20 protein-coding genes, 1 pseudogene and 1 riboswitch are annotated in these 18,922 nt (G+C 48.6%); of the genes and pseudogenes, 6 read left to right on the top strand and 15 right to left on the bottom strand.

Annotated features, from left to right (window positions below; genetic code table 11):
- Positions 1 to 318 precede the first annotated feature (318 nt).
- Positions 319 to 795, bottom strand: a complete 477-nt coding sequence (locus JJQ72_RS09625) for a hypothetical protein (RefSeq protein ID WP_138225993.1) — start codon at positions 793 to 795, stop codon at positions 319 to 321.
- Between the two features lie 525 nt (positions 796 to 1,320).
- Between JJQ72_RS09625 and JJQ72_RS20500 the strand changes: the two are divergent.
- The 3 genes and pseudogenes from JJQ72_RS20500 to JJQ72_RS20490 all read left to right on the top strand — a co-directional run.
- A pseudogene (locus JJQ72_RS20500) lies at positions 1,321 to 1,597 on the top strand (Tn3 family transposase); the annotation flags it as partial.
- Positions 1,594 to 1,797 (top strand): hypothetical protein, encoded by a 204-nt coding sequence (locus tag JJQ72_RS20495; protein ID WP_233280987.1) that lies wholly within the window; start codon positions 1,594 to 1,596, stop codon positions 1,795 to 1,797. The pseudogene JJQ72_RS20500 and the gene JJQ72_RS20495, both read left to right, overlap by 4 nt.
- An 82-nt stretch (positions 1,798 to 1,879) precedes the next feature.
- A complete protein-coding gene (locus JJQ72_RS20490; RefSeq protein ID WP_233280988.1) occupies positions 1,880 to 2,041 on the top strand; it encodes a site-specific integrase in 162 nt (53 codons plus the stop codon).
- 643 nt (positions 2,042 to 2,684) lie between these two features.
- On the opposite strand, the gene JJQ72_RS09615 is transcribed toward JJQ72_RS20490, so the two are convergent.
- The 6 genes from JJQ72_RS09615 to JJQ72_RS09590 all read right to left on the bottom strand — a co-directional run bounded on the left by JJQ72_RS09615 (position 2,685) and on the right by JJQ72_RS09590 (position 7,575).
- Positions 2,685 to 3,023 (bottom strand): YfjL-like protein, encoded by a 339-nt coding sequence (locus tag JJQ72_RS09615; protein ID WP_208203501.1) that lies wholly within the window; start codon positions 3,021 to 3,023, stop codon positions 2,685 to 2,687.
- 303 nt (positions 3,024 to 3,326) lie between these two features.
- Entirely contained in the window at positions 3,327 to 3,584 is a 258-nt protein-coding gene (locus JJQ72_RS09610) for a hypothetical protein (RefSeq protein WP_208203500.1), read from the bottom strand.
- Between the two features lie 112 nt (positions 3,585 to 3,696).
- Positions 3,697 to 5,016 (bottom strand): DUF4129 domain-containing protein, encoded by a 1,320-nt coding sequence (locus tag JJQ72_RS09605; protein WP_208203499.1) that lies wholly within the window; start codon positions 5,014 to 5,016, stop codon positions 3,697 to 3,699.
- On the bottom strand, positions 5,013 to 6,119 hold the full coding sequence (locus JJQ72_RS09600) for a DUF58 domain-containing protein (protein WP_208203498.1): 1,107 nt from the start codon (positions 6,117 to 6,119) through the stop codon (positions 5,013 to 5,015). Before JJQ72_RS09600 ends, JJQ72_RS09605 begins: the two co-directional genes overlap by 4 nt.
- Before the next feature lie 10 nt (positions 6,120 to 6,129).
- Positions 6,130 to 7,083: an AAA family ATPase gene (locus tag JJQ72_RS09595; RefSeq protein WP_208203497.1), complete on the bottom strand. Its 954-nt coding sequence runs from the start codon at positions 7,081 to 7,083 to the stop codon at positions 6,130 to 6,132.
- Between the two features lie 141 nt (positions 7,084 to 7,224).
- Complete coding sequence (locus JJQ72_RS09590; RefSeq protein WP_175415280.1) at positions 7,225 to 7,575, bottom strand: antibiotic biosynthesis monooxygenase family protein; 351 nt, start codon at positions 7,573 to 7,575, stop codon at positions 7,225 to 7,227.
- A gap of 132 nt (positions 7,576 to 7,707) precedes the next feature.
- Here JJQ72_RS09590 and JJQ72_RS09585 point away from each other — a divergent pair, with 132 nt between their 5' ends.
- Positions 7,708 to 8,010, top strand: a complete 303-nt coding sequence (locus JJQ72_RS09585; protein ID WP_138225999.1) for a hypothetical protein — start codon at positions 7,708 to 7,710, stop codon at positions 8,008 to 8,010.
- Here the strand turns inward: JJQ72_RS09585 and metE are convergent.
- Both metE and JJQ72_RS09575 read right to left on the bottom strand, forming a co-directional pair.
- Positions 8,007 to 10,304, bottom strand: coding sequence for a 5-methyltetrahydropteroyltriglutamate--homocysteine S-methyltransferase (gene metE / locus JJQ72_RS09580; protein WP_208203496.1), 2,298 nt, complete (start codon positions 10,302 to 10,304; stop codon positions 8,007 to 8,009). The genes JJQ72_RS09585 and metE overlap by 4 nt on opposite strands.
- Before the next feature lie 150 nt (positions 10,305 to 10,454).
- Positions 10,455 to 10,658: riboswitch (cobalamin riboswitch) on the bottom strand.
- Between the two features lie 140 nt (positions 10,659 to 10,798).
- Entirely contained in the window at positions 10,799 to 11,707 is a 909-nt protein-coding gene (locus tag JJQ72_RS09575; RefSeq protein ID WP_208203495.1) for an NAD(P)/FAD-dependent oxidoreductase, read from the bottom strand.
- A gap of 253 nt (positions 11,708 to 11,960) precedes the next feature.
- Between JJQ72_RS09575 and JJQ72_RS09570 the strand changes: the two genes are divergently transcribed.
- Positions 11,961 to 12,221, top strand: coding sequence for a hypothetical protein (locus JJQ72_RS09570; protein ID WP_208203563.1), 261 nt, complete (start codon positions 11,961 to 11,963; stop codon positions 12,219 to 12,221).
- Between the two features lie 7 nt (positions 12,222 to 12,228).
- Here the strand turns inward: JJQ72_RS09570 and JJQ72_RS09565 are convergent, their stop codons facing one another.
- The 3 genes from JJQ72_RS09565 to JJQ72_RS09555 all read right to left on the bottom strand — a co-directional run bounded on the left by JJQ72_RS09565 (position 12,229) and on the right by JJQ72_RS09555 (position 15,050).
- Positions 12,229 to 13,029: an ABC transporter ATP-binding protein gene (locus JJQ72_RS09565; RefSeq protein ID WP_138226002.1), complete on the bottom strand. Its 801-nt coding sequence runs from the start codon at positions 13,027 to 13,029 to the stop codon at positions 12,229 to 12,231.
- Between the two features lie 2 nt (positions 13,030 to 13,031).
- Positions 13,032 to 13,943, bottom strand: a complete 912-nt coding sequence (locus JJQ72_RS09560; protein ID WP_138227772.1) for an ABC transporter permease — start codon at positions 13,941 to 13,943, stop codon at positions 13,032 to 13,034.
- 75 nt (positions 13,944 to 14,018) lie between these two features.
- Complete coding sequence (locus tag JJQ72_RS09555) at positions 14,019 to 15,050, bottom strand: ABC transporter substrate-binding protein (RefSeq protein ID WP_208203494.1); 1,032 nt, start codon at positions 15,048 to 15,050, stop codon at positions 14,019 to 14,021.
- 348 nt (positions 15,051 to 15,398) lie between these two features.
- Here JJQ72_RS09555 and trhO point away from each other — a divergent pair, with 348 nt between their 5' ends.
- Positions 15,399 to 16,310 carry an oxygen-dependent tRNA uridine(34) hydroxylase TrhO gene (gene trhO, locus JJQ72_RS09550; RefSeq protein ID WP_208203493.1) on the top strand — a complete coding sequence of 304 codons (912 nt, stop codon included), beginning with the start codon at positions 15,399 to 15,401 and terminating at the stop codon, positions 16,308 to 16,310.
- A gap of 71 nt (positions 16,311 to 16,381) precedes the next feature.
- On the opposite strand, the gene JJQ72_RS09545 is transcribed toward trhO, so the two are convergent.
- From JJQ72_RS09545 to JJQ72_RS09535, 3 genes are all read right to left on the bottom strand, one after another.
- Complete coding sequence (locus JJQ72_RS09545; RefSeq protein WP_138226005.1) at positions 16,382 to 16,630, bottom strand: YuzB family protein; 249 nt, start codon at positions 16,628 to 16,630, stop codon at positions 16,382 to 16,384.
- A gap of 93 nt (positions 16,631 to 16,723) precedes the next feature.
- Positions 16,724 to 17,506, bottom strand: a complete 783-nt coding sequence (locus JJQ72_RS09540; RefSeq protein ID WP_138226006.1) for an SDR family oxidoreductase — start codon at positions 17,504 to 17,506, stop codon at positions 16,724 to 16,726.
- Positions 17,507 to 17,683: 177 nt separating this feature from the next.
- Entirely contained in the window at positions 17,684 to 18,766 is a 1,083-nt protein-coding gene (locus JJQ72_RS09535) for a lactonase family protein (protein ID WP_208203562.1), read from the bottom strand.
- Positions 18,767 to 18,922 lie beyond the last annotated feature (156 nt).

The following is an 18,922-nucleotide window of genomic DNA, read 5'->3' as shown; positions in this document are numbered from 1 at the left end:
ACTATAAAATTCACGTTACAAGTGTTCATATTATAATATTTTCCACCTTACGTCTACACTTTGATGAAAAATATGTAATTCTTATATCGGATTTTGTCGAATAAAAGATTAGTCTTTTCTGAAAAAAAAAGAATCCATCACTCTTGGCTCAGGCATGGTTACGCCTTAATGGGGTAGTACCAGCGTAGCTGACACCACCCGCAAACACATGGATTATATTGGATATTTTTATTGTCTAGAATAGTTTCATTTTAAGTATCTGTACTAACCACCTTTAAGACTACACCGCAATAAAAAAATGAACCGTAAGAGTCAATATTAGATATGCCTTAATATGAAATCTAAATTCGGCCTTGATACGAAATACAAATAAGTTGAATCGGTTGTTTGTATATATGCCGCACCGTTCCATTTTTCATCTATTGGAAAAAGAATAGATTTGAATTTTATTTTTTCGGATTTACCATCTCCGTTATTGATCTGTATGGAGATCGGTTTATTATAGAAGTATTCTACTGCAGATTTTTTCATCTCATTGATCTCTTCTTCAGATAATGGAGGATTTCCTCCTGACATCATATCTCCTTTTTCAAATATAATTAAATGAATGATCTGATCGAAAATTTGTGGCTGCTCTACTTTTGTAACTTGGCTTTGTTCTTCATTATAGTAAAGACTGATCTTATCCGGAGTCCATTTATCATTTACAACACTAGGCATCAAGAGCCACCCAAGTATAAAACCTAATGCAACTGCAAGTAGCAGAATAATGGAATTTAATTTATTGATTTTCATCTATTAATTCACCTCTCCTGTCCCTCACTTTCTAAACGAACCGGGCACGATTAATGTTTTAAGCCAAAAGCCGGAGATTATGATCCCCGGCTCTATTTAGTATATTCGATTATAATTTCAAAAAACTACAGATGTTATTGAGATGCTGAGTATGACAGGGGGAAATCTTTTGATATTGGTGTGGTTGTGTAAGTCTCGGAGTTGAATACATCAAATTTTTAAAACCTTGTCTAGCGCGACAATTTACACAAATTTTTCAACATGAAAAACACATCCATAGTCTTAGAACAACACTTAACTTTGAATTTAGAATTTAGTGCACAGAAGAAGTTCAACTTACTTGAGATCAACCCCTTTCATTTCTGGGTCTATCCTATCATTTTTGAATATTTCTGTGAATGGTCACAAATACTCAATCAGACTCGAAATATTTTGTCGAATTATGAAGCTAATATTTATCCGCGTGCGGTACTGATATTACGTTTTAGTGTATAGCAGTCTTTTTCACATTAGCTCAAATTAACGAATAGGTTTATCTTCTATGACAAGGGTGGAGAAATCACCACTAATCCTATGGAAAATCAAGAGACCGATTTATCTCTTCATCTGTTGCAAAATTGCCTGGTCTAACATTAATACCATCATGTTTCAGAACGTCTTATCAGAGAAGAAGTGGTTTGATCTAATGATATTGGAAGATTTACGTGCGGTAACGCCCTTATTCTATACACATGTTAATCCATATGGTACATTCCGATTGGACATGAAGGAAAGACTGCAATTGGAAGGTGAACTCCCATGATTAAAAAACGCGTATCCGCGAAAAAGAAAGCACGTGAACTGGCGAAATATTTTCGCGCAGAACGGTCAGAGTATGCTTATTTGAAGAGTCTTTTTCAGCATTTGAGGAGTGAACTTGAAATCGAGGTTCCCAAGCCTTCTAAAAAACCGCCCTATGTACCGACAGAAAAAGAACTGAAACGTTACTATGAAGTAGTTTGAAAAGCCAAAGATTTTCAGGAAATGATGATCGTAAAGACTCTGATGTACCGGCGTCCGGGTCAGTGAGTCAATCTATATTAAGTTGGCCGACATCGACTTTCATTACTGCCAGATACGGATTAACAAAGGAAAGGACAGTAAAGACCGCATTATCCCGTTCCCCGAATCATTCAAAGAGTTGTTGGCCATGCACACAGATTCAATGAAAAAGAAGCAAGCTGTCTATTTATTCGAGTCGTCTTAGAAAAAGAAATACACGGATAGAGGCATTCGTAAGAATTTAACCAAATACTCGAAGGAGGCCAAGTTATCTCATAATCTGTCTGGCAAGGGATCGACGACGCTCTGATTCAACCGTATTCTGGGCACGAAAGTAGAAAATCGTTGGAAGTGTATTCGAAATTGGCAATTGCTGATGCACAATTAGAATATAACGAGGCTATTAACAAATTTCCTATTTAATCCATACGTTCGCGGATGGTATCAGCTACGCTGGTACTACCCCTTAACGAGTATACGTGGGTCCGTCTGGTATTTACGGTTCGGCGGCACTACGTGCTCTACATCGGATTCCAACTTCGCCTTGAGCGGTTTTTGCCTAGTGCTCACTGCTCTCCACGTTGGCCCGCCTATTTAGACAAAAAAATAAGTCCTCAGCCTCTCATTTTTTTCGAGATCCGGAGCGCCAAATATGCAGTTGTGAATGTGTATGTAAACGGCCTGATCGACCGTGGACAACAAAAGAAGCCCACGATCTCATTAGGTGAAATCTGGGGCCTCACGTTATTTTTTCCAGGCATATAGCTTGCCGATTCAATTTCACGAAAGTCGATGGTCCGGCGTGCTCCTTGTATTCGGGCAGTGAATGTGTCCCATTCCATGACCCTTCATATAATTGCAGGAATGGCTCCTTTATTACTCTCATAAAGTCTATTTTTTTCATATTCATATGCTTCATCAATTTCTCTGGTTATATTGTTTTGTCCTATATAGAACTTTAGTTTACGATCATTCTTGGGAGTTGCGTAGGAATGATAGGTTCTGTGCATGATATCAAAGCTAATCCTACCCACAATAAATTCTTGGTCGTGTTTTTCTTCTAAGAATTTTTCGAATTCTCCTTTGAGAGTGTAGTATTTTATGGGGTTTCCAAAAAAAACAAAGATAAAAAAACCAAAAAGTAGAATAAGAGATAGAACCCAAATAATTTTTCTCGTTCTTTTCATTATTATATACCAGCCCTCTCCACTTACGTTTAGTTGTGGTAATCTCGATGTAGGGGTCCAGCAAACCATTTTAACGAAAATATACGCTAAGGACTCTATGCAGCTTGAAAATGAGATTCTTTTACTTTACCCCGATGTCCACTAAACCTCATTAGCGGTCATCAAAACGACTTTTAAATATTCTCACGTTATTTATTCGTTATGCTCGCTTGTTGCTTTTGGATAAACTCCCAGTTAAATCGATGATAAGCATACAACGTCTGATGACCATTGAGTATGAATGATTGCAGTTACATATTTTGATTAATCAACTGGCTTGATGTTAAAATCAACTAATATTAAAGGAATAAAAGCCCTAAAAATAGTTTTTCTGGATGTTGAATTGACTTGATCTGCATGGAGAGAAAAGTTGAATCCAGAAATGTTATGTTTATCAAGATAATCCTCAGGGATTGAAACCTTAAATTGATAAGTAATAAGGTTCGAATCTTGGGAAATTACTTTTTGTTCTGTCGTTACAATTTGCTTTAAAATATCAGGTACTAGTAACATTTTACTCATAAATTCCTCCCCATAGAATTCAGGGTGAATCTATCCACCCTGAATTCATTTAGATTTAGTCAAAAGATAATGCGCTGTACGGCGGATCCCAAAGAACGGACATGGTTGTTGCTCACTCCTGCTTCTTCGTCTTCTTCAGTAGTTGCTTCAAATGCTGAATATGCTCCTGATTTATAGGTTCATTTCCATATCTCGCCTTCTCGTACAGAGCAGTCAACTCCTCCGGGGCATTCACTTTGGCAGACTCAAAGTTTTGTAGATCCTCCAGGGTCTCCCGAGGCGTCATATAGCGCTTGAACCGGTAACCCCTGGAGATACTTTTCAGCAAAAATTGCTGATACAGCTGCCGCACTGCCATTCTGTGGTCCTTCGCCCATGCGCCGGTCGCCTTCTTCCGCTCTGACCTGGAACGCCGGCCGTGCCTTGTCACCTTGCGCTCTGGCTTAATTACCTCCACCGTATCCTCAAACCCTTCAGCAAGACCGTGCTCTTGGGAACGCTGCTGCAGCTGCTGCAGCCATCTTGACAGCCGGGACAGCCAGCCATTCATATTCCGCATCAGCTTATACAGGATATAAAGTGCCCCGATCCCGGCTATGGCCAATACAGCGTTCATAAAAAAACGCTCTGCCCAACGCATCCAGGCCGGAGGCTGTGAAGCTTCCTCTTCGCCGGGCAGCATTGGCGGAGGTCCTTCAGGCAGAGGACGCGGTTCTGCTGGAGGGACCTGCTCCGGCTGCTTCAGCCAAGAAGCAAGCCAGGATAAGAGGCTGTGCCATGCCTCTTCCGCGAGGCTTCTAAGCTGAGGCAGCAGCACAACGGCTGCAATGATCACCAGAAGCAGCCAGACCCAGATCTGGTTGTGCAGCAGCACTTTATTCTCCAAGACCGGTTGCTCCTGATCTGATAGCGTATTTTCCTCCACATAGCTTCGGTTAGACCACAGCAATGTAATCGTTAATGCCACTGCGCCCATCCAGGTCAGCAGGGCCTGATATTGTTGAAATGGCGGGGAGAACTGGATCCAGAGGCTTGTTAATCCGTACAAGATCAAGCCACTCAAAAAATAGCTGCCTGGAAACATCACGGACCATTTCTCAGACCCCATGCGTCCCCCCCGGTAAAACGAAATACATACGAAAGGAGCTGCGGCCATCGACACCCATGTCATTCCGAAGGTCAGACTGGAGACGCTGAGCGTCCAGAGCAAGGCGCCTGCAGCCCTTTTCCAGCGGTGATTCTGCTTGATTCCTTGATGAATAACCCAGCCCGCGCCATATCCAATAACCAGCAAGAGAGCAAACAGAAACGTAAAGGAGATCTGTTGCTTCCCAAGCATACCCGGTATACAGAGCAGCGGAAAGAACAACAGACATTCCACTGCTCCTTGAGTCAGTACGCGAAGCAGAGCTCGTCCGGCACGAATTCTCATCGCTGCACCTCCTGCTTCGTGATGCTGTGATTGTCCAGTGTAAGAAGCTGTATGGTATATCCATCCTGACGGTATTGATCCATTAGACGTTCCAGCTTTTCATTCTTATACGAGGTCAGCAGCACAATATCATGCCCGCAGCCGGACTGTGGCAGCTCCAGCTCCAGATAATCATGAAATGATCCGGCACGGCGAAAGTCCAGGGCAGCAAGCACTGCCAGAATATCCTCGCACTGTGCAGGACCGCCTCCAGCGGGAATCAAGGTCGTTAGCTTGGAGTCACGGTCCGTCGTTCCATTACTGCCAAAGCCCACAACCATGCCCTGTGACAGCAGATGGACGGCAATGCCTGCAGCCAGAGAAACCCCGTATTCCAGCGCTTCGGTATGGGTAGCTCGGCTCCACATATGCTCATGGTCCTCCACATTGAGATAGATCATGATCCTGCTGTCGGCAGTAGCTTCTTTACGGTACACTTGAAGCTCTCCGCTGCGGGCACTGGCTTTCCAGTGAATATCCTTGACGTCATCGCCTTCCCGGTATTCCCGAATACCGGAGGTTTGAAACGGGTCCGGAAGCAGCCATCGCTTGACCAGCATGTCTCCCATCCACGTCTTCACCGGCAGCTCCATCTGCGAAATATCCAGTGGTACGGGGTAGACATACAGCACGCCGTTCAACTGATGACTTCTGACCACCTTGGACATACCGATCAAATCTCCAGCCGTCATGGATACGGTGCCCAGTACATAGACTCCGCGCTGCCGGGCTATCACCTGATGTCGTCTAATGATTCGAGTCCAGGGCATCAGGCTGAAAAAGCTTTTGTGATTTTGATGATACTCCCCTTCACTGACATCCAGATTGGGCTGTCCCTTGAAATACAGTCCGCTCCTGAATTGTGATTCTACTCGCAGCCAGGGAACAGGCAGCGCTTTCTTGTTTTCGATTCTTTCGATCAGCTCCACAGTATCCCCTACATAGCAGGTGGTCACCTGAAAAACACGGGAATACTGAAGCCGGGATAACGCAAATCTGCGGAATAAATAAGCCTGCAGCAGCAGAAGCAAAGCGGCAATGAACAGAACCCAGTAAGCTCCCATAGCTCTGCTCCTATAGGGCTTCCGGATCTTCTGTAGGCACCGGGACCTCCTGCAGAATGCGGGAAATCACTTCTGATGCCGAGGAGCTGGATCGGCTCAGATATGTCCCTTTTAGTACGAGACGATGTGCCCATACCGGAATAGCCAGTGCCTTCACATCATCCGGAATGACGTAGCCCCGGCCTCCTAGAATTGCCTGCACCTGAGCTGCTTTTAGCAGGGCTTGACAGCCGCGTGGGCTAATGCCGATCACAACCGCCTCATCCCCTCTCGTTCGTTCGGCCAGCTGCGTGATATACTCTAGCATCGGATCGCTGACATGCACACCCTGTGCCGTTTCCCTGGCATCGATCAGCTGCTTCACCGTAACGACGGCTTGCAGCTCCTGAAGCGGCTTCCCTTCTATAAAGCGCCTTAGGATCTGGATGCTCTCGTCCGTCTCAGGATATCCCATCGAAAGCTGAAACAGAAAACGATCCAGCTGCGCCTCAGGCAATGGGAAGGTGCCTTGCTGCTCCAGTGGATTCTGGGTGGCAATGACCATAAAGGGCTCCTCCAGCGTATGCGTAATGCCATCAATCGTAATCTGCCGCTCCTCCATGCATTCCAGCAGGCTTGATTGTGTTCTGGGTGATGCACGGTTGATTTCATCGCCCAGTAAAATATTCGTAAATAACGGTCCCGGACGGAACACAAACTCCGAGGACTTGGGATTAAAGTACGAAATGCCGCTTACGTCCGAGGGCAGCAGATCCGGTGTAAACTGGACTCTTTTAAACTCGCATTCCACCGATTTTGCCAAAGCTTTAGCCAGCATCGTTTTACCGGTGCCCGGCACATCCTGCAGTAGAACGTGACCGGACGTAACCAGAGCGATGAACAGCTTATCAATCAGGTCATCCTTGCCCACGATGACGCTGGAAACGTTTGAGCGGATGGATTCCGCCAGTGATTGTATATCCATATGATGAATGATGATGCACCCCTTCTAGTGAAGTCGTTCTCCCCTCATTCGCCATGGGGTTACTGCAATCCTTTCTCTCACGAAAAAAAGCTCCTCTGTAAAGAGGAGCCGCAGGACAAGCCTGTTGATGTGCAGCATGGGCTATGTCGATGGAGGCGGAGCTTCCTGAAGCAAGGATTGCTCCAGCTGAGCTCTGCTTTCGACACGAATATCAATGTAGCAGGACTGTGCAGGATTCACTTTGAAAAAAGGCTGCAGGGCCTTCAGCCAATCACCCAGCTCCTGAGAGCGATGGAGGCCGTCAGCATAATTCTGAATAGATCCCAAACGAAGCATAATCATATATTCATGCTCGTTCTCCACACACTTGTACAGCTCATGACCCATGTAGCCGCGCATCCCGGCAATATGCTCAAACATGGAGCGAACCGCGCTTTCAAAATCATTGTGATTTTCCGGGCTGACGTGCAGCACCAGCTTTTGCAGCAGCATTGACGTTCCCCCCTTATCTGCCATAGACCTGTTATCTAGTCTCGGTTCGTCAGCAGGTCCAGCAACTTGTACGGTTCTATATATATGCTGGTATAATGGGGAAATATACAGCTTGCAAAGGATGATACACACATGGCCTTCGGCATTACGAGACAAGAATTAAGAGCTTGGCAGCAGCAGACCGCAGCCGGAGTCATATCCTTCCTGACCCATTACTGGTATGATCCCAGGTTTCCGCAGTTCACTACGGTGACAAAGGTCGGCTGCAGTGACCTGAACCGGCTTGCAGAGTGGTGCCTCGCACATGACCTGGATCCGGCGTATATCCACCGAAGAATGCCCTATCCGCATTTTGATCTGATCGGACCCAGGCAGAGAGAGATTCTTCGGCAGGCCGGACAAGAGGATCAGCTGCACCGCTTTAAGCTGGACTAGCTCAGGACGGCTGCGCTTTTTTTACGGTAGATTTGTGCGGCCTTCACCATATTTTCCAACGACGCCACGGTCTCCGCAAGTCCTCTCGTCTTCAGTCCGCAGTCTGGATTAATCCAGAACAGCTTATGGTCGAGAACAGATAACGCCCGGTCCATCATGGATACCATTTCTTCCACGGATGGCACCCGCGGGCTGTGAATATCATACATGCCGAGTCCGATCCCGAGATCATACGTATGCTCTTCAAAATGAGAGATCAGCTCGCCATGGGAACGTGAGGTTTCAATCGAGATGACATCCGCATCCAGAGCCCGGATGGAATCAATAATATCGTGAAATTCGCAGTAGCACATATGAGTATGAATTTGAGTCGTATCACTCACGGTGGAGGTGGACAGCTTGAAGGCCAGAACAGCCTCCTCCAGATAGTGCTGGTGACGGCTCTTTTTCAAAGGAAGACCTTCTCGGAGCGCCGGCTCATCAACCTGAATCATTTCAATCCCTGCCTGCTCCAAGGCTTCAACCTCTTGACGCAGTGCAAATGCAATCTGGAATGCCGTCTCCTCACGGGGAATATCGTTGCGCACAAAGGACCAGTTCAGAATGGTCAGCGGACCGGTAAGCATGCCTTTGACGGGCTTCGTGGTCAGAGATTGAGCATACACGGTTTCTTCCGTCGTCATCGGCTTCAGAAATTCCACATCGCCATAAATGACCGGAGGCTTCACGCAGCGCGAGCCATAGGATTGCACCCAGCCGCCGGAGGTAAAGGCAAACCCGCCCAGCTTCTCTCCGAAAAACTCAACCATATCTGTACGCTCAAATTCGCCGTGCACCAGCACATCGAGCCCGATGTCCTCCTGGATCTTGATCCACTTGGCAATCTCCTCCTGAATGAACGTCTGGTACCGCTCTTGAGACCATTCACCCTTTCTCCAGCTTTGACGCGCTTTACGAACCTCCGTTGTTTGCGGGAAGCTGCCAATGGTCGTCGTTGGAAGCAAGGGGAGCTGCCATTTCTCCTGCTGCTTGTCAAAACGAATCTCAAACGGCGAAGTACGGCTGGACGGCTCCTCATGCCGGTTCGCGACAAGCTGCTGCACATGGGTCTTCTGGCGATGCAGTGATTGATTCAAGGTCTTCACGGCCGCTTCAGCGATATCAATCTCTTGCTGCAGGGCTTCTCTTCCTTGCTGCAACGCCTGCTTTAGAATCCTAATTTCGTCCAGCTTCTCCTCTGCGAACGCAAGGGCGTCCAGAAGAACAGGCTCCAGCTTGCTTTCCCCTTTTGTGCTCACTGGCACGTGGAGCAGGCTGCTCGACGGCTGAATCAAGACACGGTCCAGAGCCACCTGCTTGGCAATGGTCTCCAGAAGATTCAGCTCGCTATTGAGATCCGCTCTCCAGATACCCCGTCCGTCAATGATCCCCGCTCCCAGCACCTTGTCTTGCGGAAAGCCATGCTGCTCCAGCGCGCGGATATTGTCTGCTTTGCCATAAACAAAATCCAGGCCGATGCCGTCAACTGGAAGCTGAGTCACCGCAGGATAATACTCCAACGCATCAAAATACGTTTGCAGCATCAGCTTCAGCTGTGGAGCAGCCGAGCGCAGCTCGCTATAAATTCGGTTCAAGCTGGCCAGATCCTCTTCCGGCAGCGTCGTCACCAGGGCCGGCTCATCCAGCTGAACCCATTGCACGCCGGCAGCCTGCAGCTCTGCGAGCACTTGAGCGTACAGTGGAAGAATCCCATCCAGAACCTGCTGACGCTGCTCCGGCTGATACCCCTTGGACAGCTGGACAAAAGTATAAGGCCCGAGAAGCACCGGTCTGCCTTCAATGCCAAGCTCCTGCTTCGCTTCCAGATACGCCTCCAGCGGACGGTTGTGAACCAGCACCGGCTGCTTCTCTCCGAGTTCCGGCACAATATAGTGATAATTGGTATTAAACCACTTCGTCATTTCACAGGCTGTGGCATTATCGCTGCCCCGAGCCATCGCGAAGTAATGCTTCAGGGACGGCTTATCGCCCAGGCTGTCAAAGCGCTGTGGAATGAGTCCGAACATAAACGACACATCCAGCACATGATCGTACATGGAGAAATCATTGACCGGAATCCAGTCAATCCCTTTCTCCTGCTGCAGTTTCAGATGCTTCAGGCGAATAGACTTCATCGTTTGCAGAAACTCCTGCTCCTCCAGCTTTCCGGCCCAGAATGCCTCCAATGCTTTCTTCCACTCTCGGTTCTCTCCGATTCTTGGATACCCCAAGCTTGCACTTTGTACGTTTGTCATAGTTTCCCCTCCCCAAATATTAACCCAATGTAACTGCTTTGTGTAAAAAAAAACAAGAAAAGGGCATCCTCACCTAAAGACATAGGTAAAGATGCCCGCCTGAAATGAAAGCTGCGTGCTTCTTACACCTCCCTATCTCCCGTAGGTATTGCAGTGTTTTCGAAACAGGCAGGTCTCCTGGCTCTCGGGATCATCGCAATCTGGCCGTCTTCCCAATCGACAAGGATGCCGATCAGTGACTTTAATGGCCAGGCTGCTTCTCCGTTACAGTGGCGGGACCGCGCCGGATTTACACCGGTCTTCCCTTTTAAGCAAAAGAGTACTCTCTTTCGCACCTGTTTCTCTCATATAAAGTTGTAGAGTTCAATTATAGCGGGCTACAATTTAGAACATCATAATACACATCCAAGAAAATGGCAATCTATTTTTTACTTTTCCGATGTTATTTATCGGATTTAATAGTTTTATAGGCTTTTTTCTTGAAAACGTACCTTTTACGAAGAGGCTTTGAGCTTCTTCAGCGCTTTGTGAATCCATATGGCAGAGATAACCCCGTCTCCCATCGCAGCTGTAGCCAGCTCGGAATGTACGGCGAGATCCCCGGCAGCCCATACATGCTCAGCTGTCGTCATTTTGGTGCGGGGGTCTGTGATGACATGGCGGTTATGCGCCAGCTCTGCCCCGAGCTGCTTCGCAAGTCCGGAATGCACCTGATTGCCGCCAAAAGAGACGAAGCCGCGCTCGGCCTCTATCATTTCTCCCGATTGGAGCTGAACCCCCTTCAGGCTCCCCTGCTCCTGCAGGATTTTTGCAGCAGGCTGCTCCATATATTGTATGCCGTAAGCTTCCATGGACGAGAGCAATTCCTGATCTACCGGAGTCTGCTCGTGATTGATATAGATCAGGTCCTTCGTCCGCTCCCGCAGCAAGAGTGTCATGCCCGCCCCGGATGAGCCGGAGCCCAGCACAACCGTTCTCCGGTCCTGAATCTCGTAGCCATCACAGTCTGGACACACATAGACACTCTCTCCCAGCGTTGGATACAGGCCCTCGATTTCCGGAATACGGTCACTCAAGCCGGTCGCTAGCAGCAGCGTTCTGGCTTCATACCGTGAACCCTGCGCTCCCTTCAAGATAAAGCCGTCTGACGTAGATTGAGCGGATTCAATAGAGTCCTCCGCGAACGCTACCCCGAAGGATTTCGCCTGCTGACGTCCCCGCCGGCGCAGCTCTTCACCGGAAATCCCCTCAGTCCAGCCCAATATATTGTTATATTTCTTACAGAGCGTCGAACGGCCCTGTCCCTGATCAATGACCAAAACGTCATAATCCACATATCTCCCTAACTGAATTGCAGCCTGGAGGCCTGCGATTCCGCCACCAACAATGATGCAGTCCTTCATCTCTGATCTCCATCTCCTTCGCTACTTTTTACCTAATACATTAAACCAAAAGAAGATGTTTTACTCCGGACACCATAGATCGTCGGTAAAGCGCCAAAAACCGCCCCTGTCAATATGAGGGCAGTGTCGTTTGGGACCCTCAAAGACAAGGAGCGGTTTCAATAGCTCATAGCAGATTGCTGCAGAGCCTCTGAATAATATGCCGGATACCGGCTATACTTTCTACAACTCTGCTTAATACAGGAGGTACATGATGAAAAAGATTCCAGACACATCCTCCCATTACGATGTCGATCTTTCTACTGTGGAATCCCAGCGCAATGATACGGTGGCTGAAGAGTTTCCAGATGGTCCTTATGGATCTTCACTTGAGGCTTCCATGGGTAAAAGTACGCCTTGGCGTGAGGAGCAGCGGCCGCCGAACCGTTTTGATTATGAGAACCGGGAGCTGCACGAAAACGATCCTCGGGACTTCCCAGGTGCCGACCAAACGATCCAGTCCGGCCACGATTAGAGCGTGCTTATTGGGTTCCCAGCATGATGCGGTCATCAGCGAGCTTGTGGCCGCTAATATTCTCGAATTCGCCGAGGAGCTGCTCTACCGTTAATCCCTTCTTCCGTTCTTCATCCACATCCAGAATGATTTCTCCTTTGTTCATCATGATCAGACGGTTTCCGAGACGAATGGCCTGCTCCATGTTGTGCGTCACCATTAATGTTGTGAGGTTCATATCTCGCACAATTTCATTCGTCAGCTTTGTGATCAGCTCGGCTCTCGCAGGATCCAGCGCCGCTGTATGCTCATCCAGCAGCAGAATCTGAGGTCTGGTAAAGGTAGCCATCAGCAGGCTGAGCGCCTGACGCTCGCCGCCGGACAAGAGTCCGACACGGGCCCGCAAGCGATGCTCCAGCCCGATGCCAAGCCGTTCCAGCTCCTGCTTGAACATGGCTCGCCGAGAAGAGGTAACGCCAACGCTGAAGCCCCGGGAGGCTCCGCGGCGGTAGGCCATCGCCAGATTCTCCTCAATGGTCATATTGGGCGCCGTTCCCGCCATCGGATCCTGAAACACCCGGCCGATCCAGCGGCTTCGGCGGTGCTCGGGAAGATGGGAGATTGAATGTCCGTCGATGCTTACTTCACCGGCATCCGGCTTCATCACGCCCGAGATGATATTCATGAGCGTTGATTTACCCGCCCCATTACTGCCAATGACCGTTACAAAATCGCCAGGCTTCATGTCCAGGCGGATGTCCATCAGAGCCACCTTTTCATCAACAGTGCCGGGATTAAACAGCTTGGATACATGATTCATCTTCAGCACAATCAAGCACCTCCATTGCCGGAACCCGACAGAATTTCTTCTGATCGCCTGCGCGCCATTGAGCGCTGCCTCATTGATCGGCGAACGGTTGGAACTACCAGCGCGATAATAACGATCAAAGCGGTGATCAGCTTCAGATCGGACGATTCCAGCCAGTCAATTTCATAGGCCAGAGCGACCACAATTCGGTAAATCACAGAGCCGACCACAACCGCCAGCGTAGTGCGAAAGATCGATCCCGTCCCCAGGATGGCTTCACCGATGATGACGGAGGCGAGTCCGATCACGATCATGCCAATGCCGGACGAAATATCAGCAAAGCTTGACTGCTGCGCAACCACCGCGCCCGACAGCGCCACCAGACCATTGGAGAGGCTTAGGCCCAGAATCTTGGTCATGTCAGTGTTAACGCCGAAGCTGCGGATCATCCGGGCATTGTCCCCGGTCGCGCGAAGCGCAAGGCCCAGATCCGTCCGAAAAAAAACATCCAGCAAAAGCTTGCCCGCGACGACAATGATCAGCATCAGCCAAAGCGGATCCCATGTGGAAAAGATGTCGTCACTGCCGCTTAAAGAAATCAGCGGCTTGCCCAGAATACGCATATTAATGGAGTACAGGGCAATCATCATAATAATACCGGACAGCAGTCCATTAATCTTACCCTTCGTATGAAGCAGCCCTGTGCAGACACCGGCGAGCATGCCGCCGCCGAATGCCGCGAGCGTCGAAATCCAGGGATTCACACCGTGAGTAATCATCACCGCCGCGATGGCCGCGCCTGTCGTGAAGCTCCCGTCTACCGTCAGGTCCGGAAAGTCAAGAATGCGGAACGTAATATACACGCCAAGTGCCATAAGCGCATACAGCAATCCCAATTCAATCGGACCATCCAGGTTGCTTATAAAATCAAAGATGAAGTCAAACAAATGTGGAAACCTCCTTCAGGATTAAGGAAGGCGCGGGCAGTTTCAGCTCCCGCGCCTCACTATTTACTCAATAATGTTATTCTCCGGATCCTTCACTTCCTGCTTCATGTCATCCGAAATCGTAATTCCGTAGTCCGCTGCTGCCTTGACGTTCAGGATCAAGTCCAGCTTATCCGGGAAGGTAACCTCCATCTCTGCCGGCTGCTTGCCATTTTTCAGCACCTCAACGGCCATTAATCCCACTTGGTAGCCGTGGTCAAAATATTTGAAGCCTACCGTAGCAATGGCGCCCTTCTCAACGGTATCGCGGTCACTGGAAAAGAACGGAATCTGGTTCTCCTTCGCAGTTTGGATGATTGTATCCACACCGCTGACGACATTGTTATCCAGTGTAATGAAGAAGGCGTCTGCCTTCCCTACGAGCGACTCGGCTGCCTGCTTCACCTCCGAGGTGTTCGTTACCGGGGCCTTGATCAGGGTCATGCCGAGTTCCGAAAGGGCTTCCTCCGCAGTCTTGGACATGACTACCGCGTTAGCCTCGCCCTCATTAATGATCAAGCCGACCGTTTTGATTTCTGGAAAATGATCATGGATAAAGGTCATCAGCTGCTTTGTTGCTTCCGGGTTCGTGTCCGATGCGCCCGAAACATTGCCGCCCGGCTGCTTCAGATCGGAAACCAGCTTCGCATCCACGGGATCAGTAACTGCTGCGAACAGGACCGGCTTGTCGGTAACATTCTCTTTTACGACAATTGCAGATTGTGTAGCGATCGCAAGCACAAGATCAGCGTCAGTATTCTTCAGCTTCTGACCAATGGACAGATTATTCGTCGGGTCCGCCTGCGCATTGTTCATATCGACCTTCAGGTTATCGTCTTCGGTGATGCCATTGTCTTTCAGCGCCGCCAGAATTCCTTCTCTGGTTGCATCCAGTGACGGATGCTCTACATACTGGGAAATTGCGATGCTGTAAGATTGCTCATTTGAGCCTTCACCAGTGGACCCGCTGCTTGTATCCGGCTTGTCACCGCAGCCTACTGCAGTCAGCAGCAGAGCCGATAAGCTTAAAGATAACCATAACTTGTTCTTTTTCATTGTGAATGAACCCCTCTCTCTTCTACATAATTCTGTTTCATGAAAGACAAAAAGCGACACCGCTGAGACGCTTTTATCAATCAAAGCATTGGCGCGTAAAAAAGTTTTGAACAACGGTTTATTAAGTCATTTTAAAGGTTTAACGCCGATTCCGTCAATGTGATTTTCAAACGGGGGTAACTTCGGCTTCTAAGCTGGGCCGCGGGATTTAAAGGCAGCCCCTCCCAAAGTTTCTATACATTAAAGTTGACTAAGACCAGGATTTTCACTACAATTTTATGAGCATGTTTCATGCCTGTCAGACCGAAGCCAAGAAGAAGGAAATCTACCATAGAACAGGTGATATAGATGAATAACGAACAATCTCAAAGCCATCAGCCTCCGTATCAGATTTTGCTGTATTATAAGTTTGTAACGATTCCGGATCCGGAGTCCTTTAAAGATGAGCATCTTCAGTACTGCAAGGAGCTGGGCGTCAAGGGCCGGATTCTGATCGCGTCAGAAGGCATTAACGGAACAATCTCAGGAACTGTAGAGCAGACCGAAGCTTATATGCGCCATATGAAGGCAAACCCGCTGTTTGCCGATATGGTATTCAAGGTTGATCCTGCCGAGGAGCACGCCTTCCGCAAAATTTTCGTTCGTCACCGGGAAGAGCTCGTTACCTTCCGTGTCGATGAAGAGCTGGATCCTAACGTGATTAGCGGTAAACGTCTGTCCCCGAAGGAGTTCTACGAGACTTTGCAGCGCGAGGATGTTATCGTACTCGATGGTCGCACTGATTACGAATATGACCTGGGTCATTTCCGTAACGCAATCCGGCCTGATGTAGACTCTTTCCGTGAATTCCCGGAATGGATCCGCGAGAATATGGGGCAATTCAAAGACAAGACGATTCTTACGTATTGCACCGGCGGCATCCGCTGCGAGAAGCTGACGGGCTTCATGATGAAGGAGGGCTTCCAGGATGTTGCTCAGCTGGAGGGTGGCATTGTAACGTACGGCAAAGACCCCGAGGTCCAGGGCAAGCTGTTTGACGGTAAATGCTATGTATTTGACGAGCGAATTTCAGTACGCATTAATAACACGGATGAGGATGTTGTGGTCGGCAAGTGCCATCACTGCGGCAAGCCTGCTGATACCTTTATCAACTGTGCCAACGATGCCTGCCATCTGCAGCATATTTGCTGTGAAGCCTGCGAAGAGCAGCATCATGGCTTCTGCAGTACTTCCTGTGAGGAAACCGTAGCCGCAGGCTAATCTGGTTCATTCACTGGACATACATTCAAAACAGGGATGTCAGCCCGGATCGGGTCGACATCCCTGTTCTTTTATGGCTCCAGATAGAGGGCTAGCTCTCCCTCAATCGCACGCTTGATGTTCTCTACACATTCCTCCGTGGTTGCACCAATGACTCTTTTGCCATTGACCAATGCATAAGGACGGAGCTTGCATAGTCCACACAGATTCATACAGTCTGCACGCATGACGGCGATTTCGGGGTACAGCTCTTCCAGCCGTTCCAGCTCCAGAGCACTCATCAGATTACTATCACAGATTTCTACAATGACAATTCCCATAACATCACCACCCCCATTATAGGTAGGGGGATTTTTAATGTCAAATCTAGAAATGGTAAAGCCTCCTGCAAGAGGAGGCTTGTGTAGAGAGCATTAGTGAAGCAGCGATTCTGCTCCGTCAATGTAGACTTCTGTACCGGTAATATGGGAGGCGTCATCGGAGGCCAGGAACAGAACCAGCTTCGCAACCTGCTCCGGCTGACCAGGACCTTCCGCCAACGGCTGATGATACTCAATCGGAATTCGAACCTCTTCAACCTCGGGCTTCTCTTCCATCGATTCGTCAATGTTGGTGGAGATCGCACCCGGACAGATCGCGTTAACCCGAATCTTGAATTGAGCCAGCTCCAGCGCAGCCATCTTCATAAAAGCAACCTGCCCGGCCTTCGTCGTACTATAGGCAGACATGCCAAAGCTCGTGAAGGTCCGGTTTCCGTTGATGGAGCTCGTAATAATGATGCTGCCGCCTTGATCTTTCAGATGAGGAATCGCATATTTAACGGTGGCAAAGGTGCCCCGCAGGTTCGTGTTAATGGTCTGATCCCATTCATCCAGCTCCAATGATTCGATCGGGCTCTTGGTTCCGTTAATCCCTGCATTGGCGAACACAATATCAATGCCGCCCCACTGTTCAATGGCCTGCTTATAGCATTCCACCAGCGACTCCGGCTTCGAAATATCACAATTTCCGCTCAGAGCTTCACCACCCTCAGAGACGATCTTCTCTCTGACCTCTTTTACGGAATCTGAATTAATGTCGATTAACAATACCTTAGCCCCATGCTTGGCCATGAGAAGGGCAGCTGCACGTCCGATTCCTGAGCCAGCGCCGGTGATGACGGCAACCTTACCTTCCAAACGTTTCTCTGACGACATGAGTACAACACCCTCCTTAGATAGTCATAACACTTCAACAGCATGTTATTACATACCCTAAGGGCTTGCTCTCTGAATCTGTCATCTTACAATAATTGTAATAATGACCATCAAAATTAATAATTTAGGTCATAAACCATTTCAATTTCAGAATCTCTATCGCTCTGATGGTCCTGATCATTCAAAGACCGCAGGCTTCACACATACAGGCTTGGATTGAGCAACAGTCTTTCCAGTATAGGTAAGCGTGCCATCCTCCTGATTCACCTCGTACATAACCAGGTTATTGCCGTCCCGATTCGCCACGGTCAAGAAGCTCTCACCTGGCAGCATACAGAAATGGCGCGGGTGGCCACCCTCCGTAGAAATATGCTGAAGAAGCTCCAGCTTGCCGTTTTCAGGGTGTATTCTATAAACGGCCAGGCTGTCATGTCCGCGGTTTGAGCCGTACAGGGTGCGACCATCCTTCGACACCGCAATTTCTGCACACCCATTCTCTCCTTCAAACCCTGCAGGCAATGTAGAAACGGTCTGCTGTTCTGTCAGCTCACCGGTTGCTGCCTTGTAGCTGAACGCTGTGATTGTAGAATTCAGCTCATTAATGACGTATGCATATTGCCCGTCAGGATGAAATGCCAAATGACGCGGACCGGCTCCCTGCTTCAGATCAACCACATGACGATTGCTCAGCTTACCAGCCTCTGCATCAATCTGAGATACCATGATTTTGTCTAGCCCTAAATCCTGAGCCATAATGTACTGCTCGTCCGGGCTGAAGAAGACAGAGTGAGCTTTAGGCTTGTCATTCTCTGTCGCTTGAAAAGCGGTGTGACTATATTCCTCCAATAGCTGTGATGGAATCCCGTTCTCATCCAGAGATACCAGATCGACAAAGCCTCCATGATAGCTGGAAAGCAGCAGGTATTGACCCTTCTCATCTCGTTGGATGTGGCAGGTGGAGCTGCCGCTGAAATTGCTGCGCGATAGCAGCTTCAATGTTCCTGCTTCGACATCAATGGCAAAGGTCACCACTTCGCCGCGCTTCTGTCCATCCTGCTCCGTCTCACCAATGGCATACAGCAGTCTTCGCTTCGGATCTACATTTAAAAAGGTAGGATTCTTGAGGCCTGCTTGCTGATCCAACAGCTCTAAATCCCCGCTTTCAGGATGAAACGCATACACGCATATTCCCGTCTCATGGCTTTCAGCATAAGCACCTGTAAACACCAATACCTTGCCTTCATTGCTTGTATTTCTCATCATCGTTAAGTTCTCCTTTCAGCTTTCGCGTAAGCTATGGCTTCACCGCGTTCCTTGTTCTCATGTTATGTTACACTTCATCGTTGTTCAAAATCAATGCAGCTGCTGTTTGCCGCGAGATCAGACAGGGTATGTACATCTATACAGGCTGGACAC

The organism is Paenibacillus sp. F411 (assembly GCF_017582705.1).
GTDB classification, from domain to species: Bacteria; Bacillota; Bacilli; order Paenibacillales; family Paenibacillaceae; genus Paenibacillus_AQ; species Paenibacillus_AQ algicola.
This window is presented reverse-complemented; position numbering and strand designations above follow the sequence as displayed.